Raw genomic sequence first — 20593 nt, 5'->3', positions numbered from 1 at the left:
TTTGATATCGCGTTTTCGTCTTACGCAAACCCCGTTTCTCGCCGATACCTTTCAAGAGCCCGCTGCAGGTGGATGCAGCGCTTTTGGAAGGATTCCGAACATGAATATCAGAAGTCTGAATATTGCCCCTCGCGCCGGCCTGGGGTTTGGTTTGCTGGCGCTGATGGTGTTTGCCCTGGGCGGTTTTGCCCTGTTGCAGATGGGCAATATGCGCCAGCAGTCGGACCAGGTGGAAAACAACTGGCTGCCCAGCGTGATGGCGGTCGGTGAAATGAATCAGGACCTGCTGCGGGTGCGGGCCCTGACGTTACGCTTGTTGCTCAACCGCGACCCGCAGGCGATCACGCAGAATGAACAGAAAATCACCGAGCTGAAAAGCGGCTTGCACAAGGCTCAGTCCCTCTACGAGGGGTTGATCGTGCTGCCTGAAGAGCGGGTGTTGTTCGATCGCTTCAAAGCCGAGGAAGCGCGCTACCTGCAACGCCAGGAGCAGGTCATGGGGTTTTCCCGGGCCAATCAGCTGGAAGACGCGATCAAGGTGGTTAACGGTGAGATGAACCAGTTGGCCGACGAGTTGGCTGGCACCTTGCGGGAGCTGGTGACGCTGAACAAGGTCAGTGCCAATCAGGCGGCGAGCCAGGCCCAAAGCGTGTTCGCCCAATCGCGCAGCTGGGTAGTCGGCATGATTGCCGTGACGGCGCTGATCACCATTGGCCTGGCGTTGCTGCTGACCCGCAGCATCGTGCTGCCGTTATCCCAGTCGCTGAAAGTCGCACAGGGCGTGGCCAGCGGCGACCTGACTGGCGTGATTACGGTCAGCGGCAAGGACGAGCCGGCGCGTTTGCAGCAGGCGCTGAAAAGCATGCAGGAGAGCCTGCGGGAAACCATCCGGCGTATTTCCGATTCGTCCAGCCAATTGGCGTCGGCTTCCGAAGAACTCAGTTGCGTGACGGAAGACGCGACCCGTGGGCTGCATCAGCAGAGTCAGGAAATCGAACAGGCGGCCACTGCGGTGAATCAGATGACGGCGGCGGTGGAGGAGGTGGCGAGCAATGCGGTGGCCACGTCCCAGGCGTCGCGTGAGTCTGACCGGATCGCCCAGCATGGTCGTGAGCAGGTGCATCAGACGGTGTTGTCGATTGAGTCCCTGGCCGATGATGTGACGGCCAACGCGACGCAGGTGGAGGACCTGGCGCAGAAGGTGTATGGCATCAGCAAGGTGCTTGATGTGATTCGCTCGATTGCCGAGCAGACCAATTTGCTGGCGCTGAATGCTGCCATTGAAGCGGCGCGGGCCGGGGATGCGGGGCGTGGGTTTGCGGTGGTGGCGGATGAGGTGCGGGCGTTGGCGCATCGTACGCAGCAGTCGACCCAGGAGATCGAGCAGATGATCAGCGGGATTCAGCAGGGGACTGATCAGGCTGTCAGCTCTATGCAGCAGAGCAACACGCGGGCGCGTTCGACGCTGGATATCGCCAAGTCGGCGGGTACGGCGCTGGAGGAGATTGCTTCGGCGTTTACCTTGATCAATGAGCGCAACCTGGTGATTGCCAGTGCCTCGGAAGAGCAGGCGGCAGTGGCGCGGGAGGTGGATCGCAATTTGATGAATATCCGTGATCTGGCGCAACAGACGTCGGCGGGGGCGAATCAGACCAGTGCGGCGAGTCAGGAGTTGTCGCGGTTGGCGGTGGATCTCAACACCATGGTGGCTAGGTTTTCGGTTTAGGCTTTTGGAGGGGGCATATCCGTTATTTAGGTAACGGCGGCTTAGGGTTTCGCTCTTACAGCGACTCACTTTGGAAAAGCCGGAATGCCGGCCCAGCCCAAAGTAAGCAAAGGGCTCTGCCCCGCCTGTCGGCACCTCGCTAAGGCTCGGTGTTCCCTCACTCCGGCATTGCTCCGCGGGCCGCCGCGACGGGGCGTCCCTGCCCCGTCGCGGCTAAACCGGCGTCCTGCCGGTTTACCCGCTCCTCAATCCCTACGTTCGGCCTCGGGCTTATTGGGGCAGTCAGAGCCAGATCAAGATCAAAAGCCAAAGCACAGCGGCCTACAGGCCGGCTTGAGTGGTAGAAGCCAGATCAAAAGCGAAAGCCAAAGCGAAAACCAAATCTGAAACGGATGCGGCTCTGCTTTTCTGTGGGAGCTGGCTTGCCTGCGATGCAGACAACTCGGTTTTTCAGATGCACCGAGGCGAGGCCATCGCAGGCAAGCCAGCTCCTACATTTGACCGTGCCCGCTCTGGCTTTTGATTTTGCCTTTGCTTCACACCACTCAAGCCGGCCTGTAGGCCGCTGTGCTGTTGATCTGCTTTTGATCTTGATCTTAGGCGCCCCGTTAAACCACGCTGGCCGAACGCAGGTAGTACGGAGCGGGTAAACCGGCAGGACGCCGGTTTAGCCGCGACGGGGCAGGGACGCCCCGTCGCGGCGGCCCGCGCAGTAGTACCGGAGAGAGGGCACACCGAGCCTAAGCGAGGTGCCGAGTGGTGGGGCAAGAGCGTTTTGCTTACTTTTGCGCTGTTCAAAAGTGAGCCGCCGTAAGGGCGGAACCCATAGCCGCCCTGACCGCAGCAACGGATAAGCCCCCAACCCCCCTGCACTACCGGTGCTTTTCAGGGCGCAAAAAAAAACGCCCCGAACCAGTCGGGGCGTTTTCAGGTGATCAAGCTGCGGGCTTACTTGCCCTGCCAGCGTTTCAGCACCAGGGTAGCGTTAGTGCCACCAAAGCCGAAGCTGTTGCTCATCACAGTGTTGATGCTTGCATCTTCACGGGTCTTGGTCAGGATCGGCATGTCAGCCACTTCCGGGTCCAGTTCCTCGATGTTGGCAGAACCTGCCATGAAGTTGCCTTCCATCATCAGCAGGCAGTAGATCGCTTCGTGAACGCCGGCGGCGCCCAGGGAGTGACCCGACAGGCTCTTGGTAGAGCTGATCGCCGGTGCCTTGTCGCCGAATACCGCACGCACGCCTTCCATTTCCTTGGAGTCGCCGACCGGAGTCGAAGTGCCGTGGGTGTTCAGGTAGTCGATCGGGGTATCAACGGTAGCCATGGCCATCTGCATGCAGCGGATGGCGCCTTCGCCGCTTGGCGCAACCATGTCGTAGCCGTCGGAAGTGGCGCCGTAGCCGACGATTTCCGCGTAGATCTTCGCACCACGGGCCAGGGCGTGTTCCAGCTCCTCGACCACCACCATGCCGCCGCCACCGGCGATGACGAAACCGTCACGCTTGGCGTCGTAGGCACGGGAGGCTTTTTCCGGGGTTTCGTTGTACTGGGTCGACAGGGCGCCCATGGCGTCGAACAGGAACGACTGGCTCCAATGTTCTTCTTCACCGCCGCCAGCAAACACGATGTCTTGCTTGCCCAGCTGGATCTGCTCTACCGCAGTACCGATGCAGTGAGCACTGGTGGCGCAAGCGGAGGAGATCGAGTAGTTCACGCCCTTGATCTTGAATGGCGTGGCCAGGCAGGCGGAAACGGTGCTGCCCATGGTCCGCGTGACGCGGTACGGGCCGACACGCTTGACGCCTTTCTCGCGCAGGATGTCCAGCGCTTCCATCTGGTTCAAGGTCGACGCGCCACCGGAACCGGCGATCAGGCCGGTGCGCACGTTGGACACCTGGTCTTCGCTCAGGCCGGAATCGGTGATTGCGTCCTTCATGGCCAGGTAGGCGTAAGCGGCGGCGTGGCCGACGAAGCGATAGATCTTGCGATCAATCAGTTCTTCGAGGGGCAGGTCGATGGAGCCGGAAACCTGGCTACGCAGACCCATTTCGGCATATTCCGGGTTAAAGCGGATGCCAGGGCGACTTGCACGCAGGTTAGCGGAGACGGTCTCTTTGTCATTGCCCAGGCACGAAACGATGCCCAGACCAGTGATAACGACGCGGCGCATGCGGATAACCCTTAAAAGTTGTCAGTGGAAGTGAATACGCCGACCCGAAGGCCTTCGGCAGTATAAATCTCGCGACCGTCGACAGTCACCGAACCATCGGCAATGGCCAGGTTCAGCTTGCCCTTGAGGACGCGCTTGATTTGAATGTTGTAGGTGACTTTCTTGGCGGTCGGCAAGACCTGGCCAAAGAACTTCACTTCGCCCGAACCCAGGGCGCGACCGCGGCCCGGCAGGCCTTGCCAGCCGAGGTAGAAGCCAACCAGCTGCCACATGGCGTCGAGGCCCAGGCAGCCCGGCATTACCGGATCGCCTTCGAAATGGCAGGCGAAAAACCACAGGTCAGGGGTGATATCCAGCTCGGCGACCAATTCACCTTTGCCGTACTTGCCACCCTCTTCGCTGATATGGGTGATGCGATCCACCATCAGCATGTTCGGGGCGGGCAGTTGCGCGTTACCTGGGCCGAACAGCTCACCGCGACTGCAGCGCAGCAGGTCTTCCCGAGTAAAGGCGTTTTGTTTGGTCATGCGAGCTCCTCAATAATCCCATGCGGCAGGGCAGGGCAAATCTTCCCGGCCGACTGAAGCGTTCATGCCTCATATCGGCAGCCTACACATAGACTATTGCGTTGTAGTGAAAGTCACAGCGTCAAGGTCATGAATGTACACTTGTGCACTGAAATTATAAACCGGGCCGGTTTACGGGCCCGTTCGGGTGCCTAAGACTGCCGCACTTTCGTCTTTCACGCCAGTCGCAGTTGGCTGATGGCACCGTGTTACTGCACCCATCGTTGTAGGATTTGCTGCAAATCCGTGCGTTTGAACGGCTTTGCCAGGTAATCGTTCATTCCGGCCGCAAGGCAGGCTTCGCGGTCGCCCTGCAAGGCGTTGGCGGTGAGGGCAATGATCGGCAGGTCGGCGCAGCCGGGCAACTGGCGAATCTGCCGGGTGGCCTCGTAGCCATCGATGCCCGGCAGCCGGCAATCCATCAGGATAGCGGTAAAAATCAGGCTCTCGGCACTGCGGATCGCCTCGGCGCCGTCGGTGGCGATGCTCACCTCGAACCCCAGGCTGCGCAGCATGGCTTCGACCACGGTGCGATTGACCGGGTTGTCTTCCACCAGTAATACGTTGCGCCCTTCACCCGCGCTGGCATTGCCTTCGGCGTTTGGCGCGAGCACCGGCAGGCTCTGCTGGTAGATCGCCAGGGGGATTTCCAGGGTGAACACCGAGCCCTGGCCTTCTTCACTCTGGGCGCGCAGGGTGCCGCCCATGCGTTCAGCCAGGGTGCGCGCGATAGGCAAGCCAAGCCCTGTGCCGCCGTAACGTCTTGAAATGGAACTGTCGGCTTGCTGGAACGCATCGAACATCAGTTCCAGGCGCTCGGCCGAAATGCCAATCCCGCTGTCGCGCACGGTGCAGGTGAACCACAGCAATTCATGGTCCAGCGTCTGCCAGTGAGGTTCGACGGTGACGGTGCCGTGCTCGGTAAACTTGAGGGCATTGCCGATCAGGTTCACCAGAATCTGCCGGATGCGGGTCGGGTCGCCTTGCACTTGCAGCGAGTCCAGGCCCGTGGGGATTGGCACGTCAAGCACCAGCCCGCGTTGCTGGGCCGCATGCTGGAAGGCCTGGGCGCAACTGCTGATCAGCTCCACCAGGTCGAACGGAATGTGCTCAAGCTCCAGGGCGGCGCGCTCGATACGCGAGAAGTCGAGGATGTCGTTGATCACTTTCAGCAGGTGTTCGGTGGACTCCGAAGCCAGCGCCGCGTACTCGGTCTGCTCCTCGGTCATGTCGGTGGTTTCCAGCAGTTGCAGCATGCCCAGCACTCCGTTCATCGGCGTGCGCAGTTCATGGCTCATCATTGCCAGGAAGTCCGACTTGGCATTGTTCGCCCGCTCGGCTTCTTCGCGGGTCTGGATCAGTTGGGCCATGGCCTGGTGCTGTTCGCGGCTGGCCTGGTTCAAGCCGTCGGCCAGGTTATTGATGTGGCGCGACAGGTCGCCCAACTCCGAATCGTCGACGATGGGCAGTGGCGTCTGGTAGTCACCCTGCTGGATCGCCTTGACCGCATTCCCCATGGCGCTGATCGGCTGTGACAGGCTGGCCGCCAGGCGCCGGGCCAGCAGGAAGGTAAACAGCAGGGCGAACAGCGCGAGAATCCCGGCCTTGAACAGGATTTCCTGCTGGCGCTGGCTGAACGCATCGTTGGACATGCCGACAATCACCCGCCCCAGGTAGTCCGCGCGGGGCGCCTTGGGCTCTGCGGTGCTGTCCTGGAAGAAGTCGTTGCCCAACTGGATATGCTGCAGGCGGATCGGCGCCTGGAACACTTTCACCGACAGAGAACGATCGTGCTTTTCCGACGGTTGCTCGACGTACACCAGGATATTTTCCGAGCTGTCCTGAATCTCCAGGAAGCGCACATGTGGCGTGGCCAAGGTGGCGCGCAACAGGCTTTCGAGCACGTCGTTGTTGCCGGAAATCACCCCGTATTCGGTGGCCGGCGCCAGTTGGTTGGCGATCAATTGGCCGGTGTGGTCCAGCTCCTGGCGCAAATCCTGGATCCGCACGAAGGTAAAGAAGCTGATCAGCAACAGCGTCAGCAGGAGTGCCGGGCCCAGGGTAATGAGCTGGGTTCGGGTGTTGATGTCCCAACGGCGACGAAAGGTCATGGACGTTTTTCTCCTTCGGCCAGGCGGGTGGCGACGTTGGTTTCGTCCACCTGTTCGATCCCCAGTGAGCGCGCAACCTGTGGGTTGCCCACGACTTTGAAACGGTCCGGGTACAACGAGCGCGGCCAGCCGGACGGGGTATGGTCCAGCAGCCGGTCGAGCACGTTCAGCCAGTCGGCCTGATCGCTGTAGGTGCTGGCCAGGCTGCCGGCCTTGACGAACCCGGCGTTGGGCCCGACCAGTGGCAATTGCCTGGCGTAGCTGCTGAGCAGCAGGTTTTTTGCGGTTTTCGGGTTGTACAGCTGGGGATCATCCAGCCCCAGTAGCACGTCGCTGCTCTTGAACAGGCTTTGCAGCGGACGACTGTCATTAATGTTGTCCCAGAGCTGGGGCACGATCTCCAGGCCCATGGGCGCCGCGTATTGGCGCAGCTCACGCAGCAGGAACTCGCTGTCGATGCCGTAGAGCACGCCGATACGCCGGGCCTGGGGCAGGATGCCGGTGATCAGGCGCAGTTGGCGGTCCAGCGGTGGGTCGCTCCACAACAGGCTGATCTTCGGTGGCACGCTGTCCCCCAGACGCTGGCGGGCTTGCAGGCGGCTGATGCGCAGCACCAGGGTCGGCGGGCCCTGGGTGTCTTGCAGGCGCCAGTCGAGGCTGGGCAGGTCCAGCAGGATCAGACGGGTGCTGGCCGGCAAGTGCGCGGGGGTGGGGAGGTCTTTGAGCGGGGTGAACGTCACGCGGTCTTCGGGGCGCTCTTGGGCCAGGGCCTGCACGAAGGTTTGTACCCCCGGGCCGTCTTCTTCGGCGGTCAGCAGGATGTCCGCCGCCCATGCCGGGGCGGCAAACAATAAAATCCCGAGCAGCACACAGCGCCGCCAGAGTCGGGCGGTAAAGGAGAGGGTCATCCGTGACGGGGCGCGGTTCATGCTAGAACTCTAACTCCGCGCTGAAGTAGAGCACGTGGCGCTGGTCATAGTTATTGTCGGGCCAGGTGGTGGGCTGATTGTCGAGCCGTTGCTGCAACATGCCGGCCAGCTCCACGTTGGCTTTGCCCAGGGCAATGCGCTTGGCCACTCGCAGGTCGACCCGTTCGAAGCGATATTGGTTGAGCGCGTCGTCGCCATAGTAGAACACCGCGCTCGACCAGCCATGGCCCCATTCACGCATCCAGCCGGCCGAGCCGCTGTTGCGGGCGGTTTGCTGTTTGTCCAGCGGGTTGGTGGCGCTGGCATCCACATAAGCATAGGTGACACGCAGCCGGTCGGCGGTGCTCATGTGCCAGTCGAGCTGGGTTTCGGTGCCGGTAAAACGCGAGCTGTTGGAGTTGCTGGCGATGTACTGGTTGTTGCGCAGCGGCTCGCTGACCATGTCGCTGATTTCGTCGTAGAACAGCTTTACGTCCACGTTCAGCCCGATGTCGGCAAAAAAGCCGTTGTAGCCCAGTTCCCGGGAGCGCATCAGCTCTTTGTCGAGGTTGCCCGGGCCGCGGGTCACCACGAAGTATTGACCGGAGTTCTGGCCGTAGGTCGGCGAGCTGAGGTTGGTGACGCGGTAGCTCCAGTTGACGTTGTTCTCGAACATGTCCGGCGAGCGGATGGCTTCGGAGTACACCGCGCGCAGGCCGTGGCGCGGGTTGATCAGGTAGTTGACGGCCACCCGGGGCGTCAGCGAGTTGCCGCTCAGGTGGGTGTCTTCGTACATCGCACCACCCTGCAGCAGCCAGTGTTCGCTGGCGCGCCATTCCAGGTGGCCGAACAGGCGCCAGGTGGTGTCGTCGATAGTGCCGTTGAAGTAGGTGTCGGAGTCGGCGCGGTCGTAGCGGTAGTTCATACCACTGACCAGGCGCAGGCTGTCGGACAGGCTGAGGGTGTCTTGCAGCTCCAGGTCGTAGCGGCTTTCCTTGGTGCTTTGGTCGATGTTGCCGCAGACGCTCTGGTTCGCGCCATTACGCCATTGATCCAGTACCTGATTGCCCAATGCCTGTTCGGCGGCACTGCCGGGCGGCGCCGAACCCTTGCTGAACGCATCCATATGCCGGGCCAGTTTCTCGGCATAGTTGGGATTGAGCTGCCACAGCTGGGTCAACTCCGGGCTGAACGAGACCTTAGCGTCGCAGGCGCGCCAGATCTGCCGGCGATCCCACTGCTGGGCCGAACCCTGGATATACAGGCTGTGATCGGGATTGAAATCGAAATTCCAACGCAGGGAGCCAGCATAGTCCTTGGCGCTGACGTCGGAATTGGTACCACCTTCCGTAATCCCGTCGAACACCGGTTGGTAGGTGTACGGGCGTTGGTTGGTGCCTTCCTTGGCGTCCAGTTGCCAGTCGATGCTTTGTTGCGCGTTCAGTGTCTGGCTCACGGCCAGGCTGAAGCGGCTCAGGCGGCGACTGTCGCGGCGGTCGGCACCGACGCGGTCGCTGTCAAAGCCATCGTCCTGTTGCCCGGAGAGCGAGAGGCGCAGGTCGCCGGTTTCCCAGCCCATGCCCTGGCTGGCGTACCAGTCGTTGATCCCGCGGCCGCCCTGGGTAAGTTTCATTCGGGTGCCGTGGCTGTTGGCCGGCGAGCGGGTGAGGATGTTGACGACGGCCATCAGCGCGTTGGCGCCGTAGCTGACGGTGTTGGGGCCGCGGAAGACCTCGATGCGGTCGATGTCTTCCAGGGCTACCGGGATATCACTCCAGTCCACCGTCGCCAGGCCCGCGCGGTACACCGAGCGACCATCGATCAGCACCTGCATGCGCCGGGCGTCGCCCGCCTGGGTGCCGTGGTAATTCACGGCGGCCTGGTTGCCGGTGGTGTAGCCGACCATCATCCCGGGCACCAGGCGCAGCAGTTCGGGGATGTCCCGCGCGCCGCTGGCCTTGATCAGCTCGCTGTCGATCACCGTCATGCTGCCGGGCACGGCCGCGGCCGATTGCTTGAGCCGGGTAGCGGTCAGCACCTGCGGCAGCGGTTGGCTGTCGAGGAACAGATCGTCGGCCAGCAGCGGAGCACTGCACAACGGCATGCACAACAGCGTCAGCAAAAGGGATGAGCGAGGAGGAGGGCCCAAATACACGGCACGGCCTTGATAATTACGGATAGCCGCCCATGTTAACTGAGGTGGGGCCTTTTGCCAGTCGTCGCCCCTGTAATTACTTCGCTTAAATGTCGCATTTTCCGACGAGCGTTTGAATTGACGCGGGGGCTGGCCGCAGGCGGGTCGCTCCGTATAATGCGGCCATCGCCACTGCTATGGATTAACGGATTGCATATGACTGAACAGCGCCCTATTGCGGTCCTGGGAGGCGGAAGTTTTGGTACCGCCGTGGCAAATCTGCTGGCTGAAAATGGTCACCGGGTGCGTCAATGGATGCGTGACCCCGAGCAAGCCGAGGCCATTCGGGTCAACCGGGAAAACCCCCGTTACCTTAAAGGCATCAAGATTCTCCCGGCCGTCGAGCCGGTCACCGATTTGCTGGCGACGCTGACCGAGTGCGACCTGTGCTTCGTCGCGCTGCCGTCCAGTGCCTTGCGTTCGGTGCTTGCGCCCCACGCCGAACGGTTGGCGGGCAAGTTGCTGGTCAGCCTGACCAAGGGCATCGAGGCGCATACCTTCAAGTTGATGAGTGAAATCCTTGAAGAAATCGCCCCCGAGGCGCGTATTGGCGTGTTGTCCGGCCCGAACCTGGCGCGGGAAGTGGCTGAGCACGCACTGACCGCCACCGTGATCGCCAGCGAAGACGAAGCACTCTGCGAGCGGGTGCAGGAAGTGCTGCACGGTCGCACCTTCCGCGTGTACGCCAGTGCCGACCGCTTCGGCGTCGAGCTGGGCGGCGCGCTGAAAAATGTCTACGCGATCATCGCCGGCATGGCCGTTGCGCTGGGGATGGGCGAAAACACCAAGAGCATGTTGATCACTCGCGCCTTGGCCGAGATGACGCGGTTTGCGGTCAACCAGGGCGCCAACCCGATGACCTTCCTCGGTCTGGCGGGTGTTGGCGACCTGATCGTCACCTGCTCGTCACCGAAAAGCCGCAACTATCAGGTCGGTTTTGCCCTCGGCCAGGGCCTGAGCCTGGAAGATGCCGTCACCCGGCTGGGGGAAGTCGCCGAAGGCGTCAACACCCTGAAGGTGTTAAAGGCCAAGGCCCACGAAGTCGGGGTGTACATGCCGCTGGTCGCGGGTTTGCACGCGATCCTGTTTGAAGGGCGCACCTTGAACCAGGTCATCGAGTTGCTGATGCGGGCCGAGCCGAAGACCGATGTCGACTTTATTTCCACCAGTGGTTTCAACTGAGGAACGCGCGATGAACGATCCGAAAGCAGCACCCAAATACGAATCCATCGGCCTGCGTGTCCTGTGGATGCTGGTGTTTGCCCTGGTGTGGCAAGTGGCGCAGTTTCTGCTGGGCGCTCTGGTGGTGGTGCAACTGGTTTACCGGCTGGTGTACGGCGCGCCGAACCTTGGGCTGATGAATTTTGGTGACAGCCTGAGTCAGTTTTTGGCGCAGATTGGGCGGTTTGGCAGTTTTCACAGTGACCAGAAGCCTTGGCCGTTTGCTGATTGGCCGACGCCCCGTGCGCCTGAAGGTGAGGCTGCTCACAGCGTGCCGCCCGCGCCGCATCCTGCCCGTGATGAGGAACCGAAACTATGAAGGTGTGGGTATTGCGTCACGGTGAAGCCGAGGGGCATGCGCGCACGGATGCCGAGCGTAATTTGACGGCCCATGGGCGCGAAGAGGTGTTGCGCAGTGCGGGGCATCTGATCGGGCAGCCGATTCGGGCGATTATTGCGAGCCCGTATGTGCGGGCGCAGCAGACGGCGCAGTTGGTGCGTGAGGCGTTGGGGTTTGAGCCGGAGATTCGGACGGTGCCCTGGTTGACGCCGGAGAGTAATCCGCTGGAGGTGCTCAAGCATCTCGACAATGACGATGATGTGTTGCTGGTTAGCCATCAGCCGTTTGTGGGCGGGTTGATCAGTTATTTGCAGCATGGGCATTTGCGGCAGCCGCAGCCTATGAGTACGGCGAGTCTGGCTGAGCTGGAGGGGGATTTTCCGCTGGCGGGGTTGATGAGCCTTTTGGGGGTTCGGAATCCTTAGGTGGGGATTGGGGTTGAGTGCATATCCGTTGCTGCGGTAACGGCTGCTATTGGTTCCGCTCTTACAGCGGGTCACTTTTGAAAAGCGCAAAAGTAACCAAAACGCTCTGCCCCGCCTGTCGGCACCTCGCCTAGGCTCGGCGTTCCCTCACTCCGGCATTGCTCCGCGGGCCGCCGCGACGGGGCGTCCCTGCCCCGTCGCGGCTAAACCGGCGTCCTGCCGGTTTACCCGCTCCTCAATCCCTGCGTTCGGCCTCGGGCTTATTGGGGCAGTCAGATCAAGATCAAAAGCAAGAGCACAGCGGCCTACAGGCCGGCTTGAGTGGTAGAAGCCAGATCAAAAGCCAAAGCGAAAACCAAATCTGAAACTGATGCAGCTCTGCTTTTCTGTGGGAGCTGGCTTGCCTGCGATGCAGACAACTCGGTCTCTCAGGTACACCGAGGCGATGCCATCGCAGGCAAGCCAGCTCCTACAGTTGGACCGTGCCCGCTTTAGATTTTGATTTTGCTTTTGCTTTTGCTTTTGCTTCACACCACTCAAGCCGGCCTGTAGGCCGCTGTGCTGTTGCTTTTGATCTGCTTTTGATCTTGATCTTAGGCGCCCCGTTAAACCACGCTGGCCGAACGCAGGTAGTACGGAGCGGGTAAACCGGCAGGACGCCGGTTTAGCCGCGACGGGGCAGGGACGCCCCGTCGCGGCGGCCCGCGGAGTAATGCCGGAGTGCGGGCACACCGAGCATTAGCGAGGTGCCGAGTGGAGGGGCAAGAGCGTTTTGGTTACTTTTGGGCTCCTTTCAAAAGTGACCCGCCGTAAGGGCGGAACCCATATCAGTCCTGACCGCAGCAACGGATATACCCCCGAAACTTCAGAACTTGCACCCCCTGCGCTCCCATGAAATAGTCCACCCAAGCAAGTGCTTGGTTGGCTACCATCGGAACACACAGGAGCGCGTCCATGTCTGTCGCTTTTCGTTTGCCGTTGCAGGTCTTCTTCGAACGTGAAGCGCGACACCCGCGCCAACGGTTCCTGGTGCAACCCATCAAGGGCGGGGAGGTGCAAACCCTCACTTGGGCCGAAGCCGGCCACCAGGCCCGCTGCGCCGCCCACTGGTTGCGAGCCCGTGAGCTGCCCCAGGGCTCCCACATTGCCCTGATCTCGAAAAACTGCGCCCACTGGATCATCGCCGACCTCGCGATCTGGATGGCCGGCCACGTCTCGGTGCCGCTCTACCCCAACCTCACCGCCGACTCCGTAGCCCACGTACTGGAGCACTCCGAAGCCGCCCTGGCGTTTATCGGCAAGCTGGACGACTGGCCGGCCATGTCTGCCGGAGTGAAGGCCGATCTGCCGACCATCAGCCTGCCGCTGTGCCCCGACGGTGAGTTCGATTTCACCTGGGCCGACCTGCAAACCTGCTCCCCCATCCAGGACAATCCCGCACCGGCTGCGTCCGACCTGGCCACCATCATCTACACCTCCGGTACCACCGGGCTGCCCAAGGGCGTGATGCACAGCTTTGGCGCCCTGGCCTTTGCAGCCATCCGCGGCACAGAGTTGTTCGGCCTGGGGGAGGGCGATCGCTTGCTCTCCTACCTGCCGCTGTGCCACGTGGCCGAGCGCATGTTTGTGGAAATGGCCTCGATCTACACCGGGCAAACGGTATTTTTCGCCGAGAGCCTCGACACCTTTCTTACCGACCTCAAGCGGGCACGGCCTACGGCGTTGTTCGGCGTACCGCGCATCTGGACCAAATTCCAGATGGGCGTCTACAGCAAAATGCCCGCGAGCCGCCTCGACACCCTGCTGCGCCTGCCCTTTATCGGCAAGCGCGTCGGGCACAAGGTCCTCGCCGGGCTGGGCCTGGACGCAGTGCGTGTAGCAATCTCCGGCGCGGCCCCGGTGCCTGAAGCGCTGTTGCTCTGGTACCGCAGGCTGGGTTTGGATGTGCTGGAGGTGTATGGCATGACCGAAAGCTGCGGCTATTCCCACGTATGCCGCCCCGGCCAACAGAAACTCGGCTGGATCGGCCCGCCATGCCCGGACGTTGAAGTGCGCATCGGTGATGACGGTGAAGTCCAGGTGCGCAGCGGCGCGACCATGCTCGGCTATTTCAAGGACCCCGCAAAAACCGCCGAGACCATCACTGCGGACGGCTTCCTGCGTACCGGTGACAAAGGCGAGCAGGGCGCCGATGGGCGTTTGCGGCTGACCGGGCGGCTCAAGGAGATCTTCAAGACCAGCAAAGGCAAATACGTGGCCCCGGCGCCGATTGAAAACCGTTTGGCCGAGCATGTGCGCATCGAGCAGGTGTGCGTGGTGGGCGATGGCTTGAGCGCGCCCATAGGCTTGTGCGTGTTATCCGCAGGAGGCTTGCAAGATACGACAGGCCACGGGCGCCAGGCGTTGCAGGGCAGTCTTGAGCGCTTGCTGGAAGAGGTTAACCAGGTGCTGGATAAACATGAACGCTTGCGCCAACTGGTGGTAGTGAAAGACAGTTGGGCGGTGGAAAACGGTTTTCTCACGCCGACCTTGAAGATCAAGCGCAACGTGATCGAATCCGTTTACGGGTCGCAGTTTCAGGCCTGGAGCGAGCGCTCCGAGGCCGTGCTGTGGCAGGATTGAGCACTGACATAACACCAATAAGGACTGATCAATGAGCCTGTGGCGCACCCAACCCAATATCGAACAACTCAATGCGATCCAGAAAAACACCATTGGTGAAGTGCTGGATATTCGCTTTGAAAGCGCTGACGACGAGTCCCTGACCGCCAGCATGGTGATCGACCACCGCACCCATCAACCCTACGGCCTGCTGCACGGCGGCGCGTCGGTGGTGCTGGCGGAAACCGTGGGCTCCATGGCCAGTTACCTGTGCATCGACGCCAGCAAGTTCTACTGCGTGGGCCTCGAAATCAACGCCAACCACCTGCGCGGTTTGCGCAGCGGGCGGGTGACGGCGGTGGCCAAGCCGATTCACATCGGGCGCACCACCCATGTGTGGGATATCCGCCTGACCAGCGATGAAGGCAAGGCCAGCTGCGTATCGCGCCTGACCATGGCCGTGGTGCCGCTGGGCGAGAACCCGCCGGCGCGATAGGCATGGCGTGAGTGTCATCATTCCTGGCAGTTACAGTCATTGCCGTGACTGCCCGGTCTGGGGAGAATCAACGCTCTGTTTACGGTGATGGATCAGGTATGTCGCAGCACGTGTTTTTTGCTCACGCCAATGGCTTCCCTTCGGCGACCTACGGCAAATTGTTTGCCGCCCTGGCCCCGGAGTACGCCGTCGCGCATTTGCCGCAGCACGGCCACGACCCCCGGTTTCCGGTGGATGACAACTGGCAGAACCTGGTGGACGAACTGATCCACCACCTTGAACAACAGCCGGAGCCGGTGTGGGGCGTAGGCCATTCATTGGGTGGCGTGCTGCACCTGCACGCGGCCATGCGCTGCCCGCAGTTGTATCGCGGCGTGGTGATGCTCGATTCGCCGGTACTCACCCTGGCCGATCGCTGGGTGATTCGCGCGGCCAAGCGCTTTGGCTTTATCGACCGGCTGACCCCGGCGGGTCGCACCCTCGGCCGTCGTGAAGAGTTCGCCGACCTTGCGGCAGCGCGCCAGTACTTTGCCGGCAAAACCCTGTTTCGCGGCTTTGATCCCGAATGTTTCGACGCTTACCTGCAACATGGCCTGGAGCCGGTGGGCGATCGCCTGCGCCTGCGCTTTGATCCGGCCACCGAAATCAGCATCTACCGTGGCGTGCCCCACACCAGCCCAGGCCAGGTCCGGCAATTGAAGGTGCCGCTGGCGGTAGTGCGCGGCCGCCAGAGCCGGGTGGTGATGCGTCACCATGCCAGCGGCGTGGGGCGCATGCCCATGGGCGAAATGCTGACCATGCCCGGCGGCCACATGTTTCCCCTTGAGCGCCCCCAGGACACCGCCACCTTGATCAAAAACCTGTTTACCCGTTGGGAAGCCCGCCAGCGCGAGCGCAGTTGCGCATGACCGCGCCCGTCGAAGAAGTCCGCCTGGCCCTGCCGCACATCGAGTTGGCGGCGCATTTGTTTGGCCCCGAAGACGGCCTGCCGGTTATCGCCTTGCATGGCTGGCTGGACAACGCCAACAGCTTCGCGCGCCTGGCGCCGAAGCTTAATGGCCTGCGCATTGTCGCCCTGGACATGGCCGGCCATGGTCACTCGGCTCATCGCCCCGTCGGCGCGGGTTATTCCCTGTGGGATTACGTCCACGATGTGCTGCAAGTGGCCGAACAACTGGGCTGGAAACGTTTTGCATTACTTGGTCACTCCCTCGGCGCCATCGTTTCCCTGGTGTTGGCCGGTGCCTTGCCGGAGCGGGTGACGCACCTGGGATTGATCGATGGGGTGATCCCGCCGACCGGCACCGCCGATAACGCCGCCGAACGCCTTGGCATGGCGTTGCAGGCGCAACTGGCCCTGCAAGACAAGCGCAAACCGGTGTACAGCACCCTTGATCGTGCGGTGGAAGCGCGGATGAAAGGCGTGGTGGCAGTCAGTCGCGAAGCAGCGGAATTGCTGGCCCAGCGTGGCCTTATGCCGGTGCCGGGCGGTTACACCTGGCGCAGTGACAGCCGTCTGACCCTGGCTTCCCCCATGCGTCTGACCGAAGAACAGGCGATGGCCTTCGTGCGCAGGGTCGGCTGTCCGACACAGCTGGTGGTGGCTGAAGACGGCATGCTGGCGAAACATTCCGAATTGCTTTCCGGGCTTCCGTTCCAGGTGACGACGTTGCCCGGTGGCCATCATTTGCACCTGAATGACGAGCCGGGCGCTACCCTTGTTGCAGACTGTTTCAATCGGTTCTTCTCCACGCCTTGACTTGGCGGGGTCAACTGCCGAGGCTGGGCGGATCGAAAGGGAGTCAACCATGAACGATCTCAGCACCGCAGCGCACCCCAATGGCCAGGGCGCACTGATCCGATGAGTATGCCGAAGGGATTTATCCGTATTCTGGGGCTGTGCTGTTTCAGCCCGCTGGTGTTCGCCGCCGACGTACCGGGTAGCCAGGACTTGCCCGCCGTGGCCCGTCAGGTCGACGCGCAGATCGTCGACTACCGCCCCGCCGAAGAAAAAGAACGCATCTACCCGCTGGGCTCGATCCGCAAGATCAGCGGCCAACTGCGCTATGAAGGCCAGGCCACCGCCCGTGGGCTGAATACGGCCATTACCTACGAACTGCCTGCCGAACACACCTCCAGCGCCGCCTTTACCGCCACCCGCGAAGCCTTGCAGGCCCAGGGCGCGCAATTGCTGTTCTGGTGCCAGGCCCGGGATTGCGGCGAAAGCAGCCTGTGGGCCAACGAAGTGTTTGGCAACGCCAAGCTGGTAGGTGCCGATGGCCAACAGGAATACCTGTTGCTGCGCCTGGCGGCGCCTCAGGACAATTCCCTGGTCGCGCTGTACGGCATCACCCGGGGCAACCGTCGAGCGTATCTGCATGTGGAGCAACTGGACGCCAGCGCACCGCTGGGCGACTTGCTGCCGACTTCCGCCACGCTGCTGCGGGAGCTGAAAAGCACCGGCGAGCTGGACTTCCCCAAGCTCGGTGCCGAACCTGACGCCACTTGGCTCACGCTGATTTCCCGTGGATTGAACCTGGACGCCACCTTGCGGGTCAGTTTGACCGGGCCTACCGCTGAGGCATGGCGCCAGGGCTTGATCGATCAGGGCGTACGCGCGGCCCGCCTGGAAACCGGCACCGCCGAAGCCAAGGGTTTGCACCTGCATCTGATACGCTGACCGTTCCAGGGCGAACGGACCCGTGCCGTTCGCCTAAGCTCTTCCTCTTACAGACTTCTTTTCGAGAAACCACATGCTCAATAACGATCGCCTGCTGGTGCAAATCCTGCTGCTGGTGTTGTTCGGTGCCAGCTTCTGGGTGATGGCGCCTTTCTGGTCGGCGCTGTTCTGGGGCGCGGTGCTGGCGTTTGCCAGTTGGCCGGTGATGCGTTTGCTCACCCGCTGGCTGGGCGGGCGTGAGTCCCTGGCTGCCGGAATCCTGACCCTGGTCTGGATGCTGTTGGTGGCGTTGCCGCTGGTATGGCTGGGCTTCAACCTCGCAGATCATGTGCGCGATGCCGTGGGCCTGATCAAGGATATCCAGGTGGATGGTTTGCCCGAAGCGCCGGCCTGGCTTGGCTCCATCCCTTTTGTCGGCGAGCGGTTAGTGGCGATGTGGGACAGCATCGACCAGCAAGGCGCGGCGCTGATGGTCACCCTCAAGCCGTACCTGGGGCAGGTGGGCAACTGGTTGCTGGCCCGCAGTGCGCAGATCGGCGGCGGGATTCTGGAGCTGACCCTGAGCCTGGTGTTCGTGTTCTTTTTCTACCGTGACGGCCCGCGACTGGCGATGTTTGTGCATCGCTTGCTGGAGCGCTTGATCGGCGAGCGCGCCGGTTATTACATCGAACTGGTGGCGGGCACCGTGCAACGCGTGGTGAATGGCGTGATCGGTACGGCGGCTGCCCAGGCGGTGCTGGCGCTGATTGGCTTCCTGATTGCCGGGGTGCCGGGGGCGCTGGTGCTGGGCATCGTGACGTTCCTGCTGAGCCTGATTCCCATGGGGCCGCCGTTGGTGTGGATTCCCGCCACGGCGTGGCTGGCGTGGAAGGGCGACTACACCTACGCCGTGTTCCTCGGGGTGTGGGGCACGTTCATCATCAGTGGCGTGGACAACGTGCTCAAGCCGTACCTGATCAGCCGTGGCGGCAACCTGCCGCTGGTGATCGTGCTGTTGGGGGTGTTTGGCGGGTTGATTGCGTTCGGTTTTATCGGCCTGTTTATCGGCCCGACATTGCTGGCAGTGGCGTATAGCCTGTTGACGGACTGGAGCGCCAGCCAGGCTCAGGTGCGGCGGGAAGATAAAGCCGAACAGTAACGGGGGAAACAGGGCGCAGGAATGATGCCTACGCCCTCGGCAACCACATCACCGCCGTCAGGCCACCGCCTGGCGTTTCCTCCAGGCTCAGCCGTCCACCGAGGCGCTCAACCGCCTCCTTGGAAATGGTCATCCCCAACCCCACGCCGCCGGAATTACGATTGCGTGAGCCTTCCAGCCGATAAAACGGCTCAAACACCGCTTCACGTTTATCCGCCGCAATTCCAGGGCCATGGTCGATCACCTTGACCACCAGTGCCTGTGGGGTGTCCGCCAGTTCGATGCGTGCCGTGCCGGCATAGCGCAGGGCGTTGTCGATCAGGTTGTTCAGGCACGAACGCAGGGCCATCGGCTGCACCTGCAGCGGCGCGCATTCACCGCTGCATTGCACGTCGGAGCCGCGGTCCTGGGCGTTTTCACTCAGGGATTCCACCAGCGCCTGAACGTCCAGCCAATGCCGGGTTTCGCTGGTGCGTTGTTCGTGCAGGTAGCTCAGGGTGGCGTCGAGCATGCCGATCATGTCGTCCAGGTCCTGGCGCATCTGGCCCTGCAGCTTGGTGTCTTCGATCTGCTCCAGGCGCAGCTTGAGCCGTGACAGCGGCGTGCGCAGGTCATGGGACACCGCACCGAGCATGCGGGCGCGCTGGGTGACCTGTTCGCGGATGCGCTTTTGCATCAGGTTAAAGGTCGACGCTGCCTGCCGTGCTTCCCGCGGGCCGGACTCGTTCAGCGGCGGGCTGTCGAGGTCCAGGCTCAGCCGCTCGGCCGCGGCGCTCAGGCGCTGGATCGGCCGGCTGAGCAGCTTGGCGCCGTACCAGGCCGCAATGATCAGCGAGAAGAACTGGAAGGTCAGCGGCACCACCGGCCCGCCGAACCAGGAGCGACGATGCTCCTTGGGCATGGGCGTCAGGGTGCCGTCCGGTTGCTCGATGAACGTCTCGTGGGGCGGTGGCGGCGGCGGGCCGTAGTGGTGAAACCAGAAAAATGCCAGCACGTGGGCCAGCACAATCGCCACCAGCAACACACCGAACAGCCGCCCGAACAGGGTGTTGAAGGCGTTGCGCATCAGCCGATATCCCGGGCGTCGAACAGGTAGCCTTCACCGCGCACGGTCTTGATCAACTGCGGCGCCTTGGGGTCATCCCCGAGTTTTTGGCGCAGGCGCGAGACCAGCAAGTCGATGCTGCGATCAAAGGCCTCAATGGAGCGACCGCGGGCCGCGTCCAGCAGTTGTTCGCGGCTCAGCACCCGGCGCGGGCGCTCGATAAATACCCACAGCAAACGGAACTCGGCGTTGGACAGCGGCACCACCAGGCCATCGTCGGCCACCAGTTGGCGCAGTACGCTGTTGAGGCGCCAGTTATCGAAGCGGATGTTCGCCCGTTGCTCGGTGCGGTCGTCCCGCACCCGACGCAGGATCGTCTGGATACGCGCCACCAGCTCGCGGGGCTCGAAGGGCTTGGACATGTAGTCGTCGGCCCCCAGTTCGAGGCCGATGATGCGGTCGGTGGGTTCGCAGCGGGCGGTGAGCATCAGGATCGGAATGTCCGATTCAGCCCGCAGCCAGCGGCACAGCGACAGGCCGTCTTCACCCGGCAGCATCAGGTCGAGCACTATTACGTCGAAGGTTTCGGCTTGCATGGCCTGGCGCATGGCCGCGCCATCGGTCACGCCGCTGGCGAGAATATTGAAGCGCGCCAGGTAATCGATCAGCAGTTCGCGGATCGGCACGTCGTCGTCGACGATCAGTGCGCGGGTGTTCCAGCGCTTGTCGTCACCCACAAGCGAGCCTTTTTGATCGTCATTCAGCACAGGAGTCAGGGTTTGCATGGTGCGATCATCTACCTGGTGGGCCGCCGGGCCGAAGGTCGGCGGCGAGGTTGTTGCGTTCAGCATAGGCGCCCAGCCCCGGGGCTGGAAGTTCTGTACGGTGGTTCACGTGTGCGAGGCTAGTCTTCGGGGGTATTGCAGGCATGTCGGGAATGTATCTGTTTTGACACAATTGCCCGGGAGCCCGC

At 62.2% G+C, this 20593-nt stretch carries 17 protein-coding genes; 10 read left to right on the top strand and 7 right to left on the bottom strand.

The features are described 5' to 3' along the window. The first annotated feature begins 100 nt into the window (after positions 1–100). Entirely contained in the window at positions 101–1726 is a 1626-nt protein-coding gene (locus HKK54_RS00790) for a methyl-accepting chemotaxis protein (protein WP_010166285.1), read from the top strand. Positions 1727–2674: 948 nt separating this feature from the next. Here HKK54_RS00790 and fabB read toward each other — a convergent pair. The 5 genes from fabB to HKK54_RS00765 form a co-directional block, all read right to left on the bottom strand. Beyond that, on the bottom strand, positions 2675–3895 hold the full coding sequence (gene fabB / locus HKK54_RS00785) for a beta-ketoacyl-ACP synthase I (protein ID WP_010166296.1): 1221 nt from the start codon (positions 3893–3895) through the stop codon (positions 2675–2677). Between the two features lie 11 nt (positions 3896–3906). After that, on the bottom strand, positions 3907–4422 hold the full coding sequence (gene fabA, locus HKK54_RS00780; protein ID WP_003210552.1) for a 3-hydroxyacyl-[acyl-carrier-protein] dehydratase FabA: 516 nt from the start codon (positions 4420–4422) through the stop codon (positions 3907–3909). 248 nt (positions 4423–4670) lie between these two features. Then, positions 4671–6572 (bottom strand): ATP-binding protein, encoded by a 1902-nt coding sequence (locus tag HKK54_RS00775; protein WP_010166304.1) that lies wholly within the window; start codon positions 6570–6572, stop codon positions 4671–4673. Continuing rightward, complete coding sequence (locus HKK54_RS00770) at positions 6569–7501, bottom strand: ABC transporter substrate-binding protein (protein ID WP_081480044.1); 933 nt, start codon at positions 7499–7501, stop codon at positions 6569–6571. Before HKK54_RS00770 ends, HKK54_RS00775 begins: the two co-directional genes overlap by 4 nt. A gap of 1 nt (position 7502) precedes the next feature. Next, complete coding sequence (locus tag HKK54_RS00765) at positions 7503–9635, bottom strand: TonB-dependent receptor plug domain-containing protein (protein ID WP_336604753.1); 2133 nt, start codon at positions 9633–9635, stop codon at positions 7503–7505. Positions 9636–9830: 195 nt separating this feature from the next. On the opposite strand from HKK54_RS00765, the gene HKK54_RS00760 reads away from it, so the two are divergent. The 9 genes from HKK54_RS00760 (at position 9831) to HKK54_RS00720 (ending at position 18575) form a co-directional block, all read left to right on the top strand. After that, positions 9831–10856, top strand: coding sequence for an NAD(P)H-dependent glycerol-3-phosphate dehydrogenase (locus HKK54_RS00760; RefSeq protein WP_169385910.1), 1026 nt, complete (start codon positions 9831–9833; stop codon positions 10854–10856). Between the two features lie 10 nt (positions 10857–10866). Further along, positions 10867–11214 (top strand): DUF4389 domain-containing protein, encoded by a 348-nt coding sequence (locus tag HKK54_RS00755; protein WP_003210547.1) that lies wholly within the window; start codon positions 10867–10869, stop codon positions 11212–11214. After that, complete coding sequence (gene sixA / locus HKK54_RS00750) at positions 11211–11660, top strand: phosphohistidine phosphatase SixA (RefSeq protein WP_010166312.1); 450 nt, start codon at positions 11211–11213, stop codon at positions 11658–11660. Before HKK54_RS00755 ends, sixA begins: the two co-directional genes overlap by 4 nt. Before the next feature lie 954 nt (positions 11661–12614). Continuing rightward, the gene (locus tag HKK54_RS00745; protein WP_169385909.1) at positions 12615–14282 is read left to right on the top strand and encodes an AMP-binding protein; all 1668 of its coding nucleotides are present in this window, start codon (positions 12615–12617) and stop codon (positions 14280–14282) included. Between the two features lie 31 nt (positions 14283–14313). Next, a complete protein-coding gene (locus tag HKK54_RS00740) occupies positions 14314–14757 on the top strand; it encodes a hotdog fold thioesterase (RefSeq protein ID WP_010166324.1) in 444 nt (147 codons plus the stop codon). Positions 14758–14855: 98 nt separating this feature from the next. Continuing rightward, on the top strand, positions 14856–15665 hold the full coding sequence (locus HKK54_RS00735; RefSeq protein WP_010166326.1) for an alpha/beta fold hydrolase: 810 nt from the start codon (positions 14856–14858) through the stop codon (positions 15663–15665). Beyond that, positions 15662–16516, top strand: coding sequence for an alpha/beta hydrolase (locus HKK54_RS00730; protein WP_169385908.1), 855 nt, complete (start codon positions 15662–15664; stop codon positions 16514–16516). Before HKK54_RS00735 ends, HKK54_RS00730 begins: the two co-directional genes overlap by 4 nt. 102 nt (positions 16517–16618) lie before the next feature. Continuing rightward, a complete protein-coding gene (locus HKK54_RS00725; protein ID WP_029615735.1) occupies positions 16619–17437 on the top strand; it encodes a DUF4892 domain-containing protein in 819 nt (272 codons plus the stop codon). 73 nt (positions 17438–17510) lie between these two features. Continuing rightward, positions 17511–18575 (top strand): AI-2E family transporter, encoded by a 1065-nt coding sequence (locus HKK54_RS00720; protein ID WP_010166331.1) that lies wholly within the window; start codon positions 17511–17513, stop codon positions 18573–18575. 28 nt (positions 18576–18603) lie between these two features. Here HKK54_RS00720 and HKK54_RS00715 read toward each other — a convergent pair whose 3' ends face one another. Both HKK54_RS00715 and HKK54_RS00710 read right to left on the bottom strand, forming a co-directional pair. Further along, positions 18604–19641 (bottom strand): sensor histidine kinase, encoded by a 1038-nt coding sequence (locus HKK54_RS00715; protein WP_010166333.1) that lies wholly within the window; start codon positions 19639–19641, stop codon positions 18604–18606. After that, positions 19641–20405, bottom strand: coding sequence for a response regulator (locus tag HKK54_RS00710; RefSeq protein ID WP_029615736.1), 765 nt, complete (start codon positions 20403–20405; stop codon positions 19641–19643). The genes HKK54_RS00715 and HKK54_RS00710 overlap by 1 nt, the downstream gene beginning before the upstream one ends. Positions 20406–20593: the final 188 nt, after the last annotated feature.

The sequence above is a fragment of the Pseudomonas sp. ADAK13 genome, assembly GCF_012935715.1.
Lineage (GTDB): Bacteria > Pseudomonadota > Gammaproteobacteria > Pseudomonadales > Pseudomonadaceae > Aquipseudomonas.
Note: the sequence above shows the minus strand (reverse complement) of the source record. Positions and strands in the feature narration are given on the sequence as shown.

Coding starts and splice junctions, on each gene's coding strand:
- HKK54_RS00790 (WP_010166285.1), top strand. CDS start 101: ATGAATATCAGAAGTCTGAATATTGCCCCTCGCGCCGGCCTGGGGTTT.
- fabB (WP_010166296.1), bottom strand. CDS start 3,895: ATGCGCCGCGTCGTTATCACTGGTCTGGGCATCGTTTCGTGCCTGGGC.
- fabA (WP_003210552.1), bottom strand. CDS start 4,422: ATGACCAAACAAAACGCCTTTACTCGGGAAGACCTGCTGCGCTGCAGT.
- HKK54_RS00775 (WP_010166304.1), bottom strand. CDS start 6,572: ATGACCTTTCGTCGCCGTTGGGACATCAACACCCGAACCCAGCTCATT.
- HKK54_RS00770 (WP_081480044.1), bottom strand. CDS start 7,501: ATGAACCGCGCCCCGTCACGGATGACCCTCTCCTTTACCGCCCGACTC.
- HKK54_RS00760 (WP_169385910.1), top strand. CDS start 9,831: ATGACTGAACAGCGCCCTATTGCGGTCCTGGGAGGCGGAAGTTTTGGT.
- HKK54_RS00755 (WP_003210547.1), top strand. CDS start 10,867: ATGAACGATCCGAAAGCAGCACCCAAATACGAATCCATCGGCCTGCGT.
- sixA (WP_010166312.1), top strand. CDS start 11,211: ATGAAGGTGTGGGTATTGCGTCACGGTGAAGCCGAGGGGCATGCGCGC.
- HKK54_RS00745 (WP_169385909.1), top strand. CDS start 12,615: ATGTCTGTCGCTTTTCGTTTGCCGTTGCAGGTCTTCTTCGAACGTGAA.
- HKK54_RS00740 (WP_010166324.1), top strand. CDS start 14,314: ATGAGCCTGTGGCGCACCCAACCCAATATCGAACAACTCAATGCGATC.
- HKK54_RS00735 (WP_010166326.1), top strand. CDS start 14,856: ATGTCGCAGCACGTGTTTTTTGCTCACGCCAATGGCTTCCCTTCGGCG.
- HKK54_RS00730 (WP_169385908.1), top strand. CDS start 15,662: ATGACCGCGCCCGTCGAAGAAGTCCGCCTGGCCCTGCCGCACATCGAG.
- HKK54_RS00725 (WP_029615735.1), top strand. CDS start 16,619: ATGAGTATGCCGAAGGGATTTATCCGTATTCTGGGGCTGTGCTGTTTC.
- HKK54_RS00720 (WP_010166331.1), top strand. CDS start 17,511: ATGCTCAATAACGATCGCCTGCTGGTGCAAATCCTGCTGCTGGTGTTG.
- HKK54_RS00715 (WP_010166333.1), bottom strand. CDS start 19,641: ATGCGCAACGCCTTCAACACCCTGTTCGGGCGGCTGTTCGGTGTGTTG.
- HKK54_RS00710 (WP_029615736.1), bottom strand. CDS start 20,405: ATGCAAACCCTGACTCCTGTGCTGAATGACGATCAAAAAGGCTCGCTT.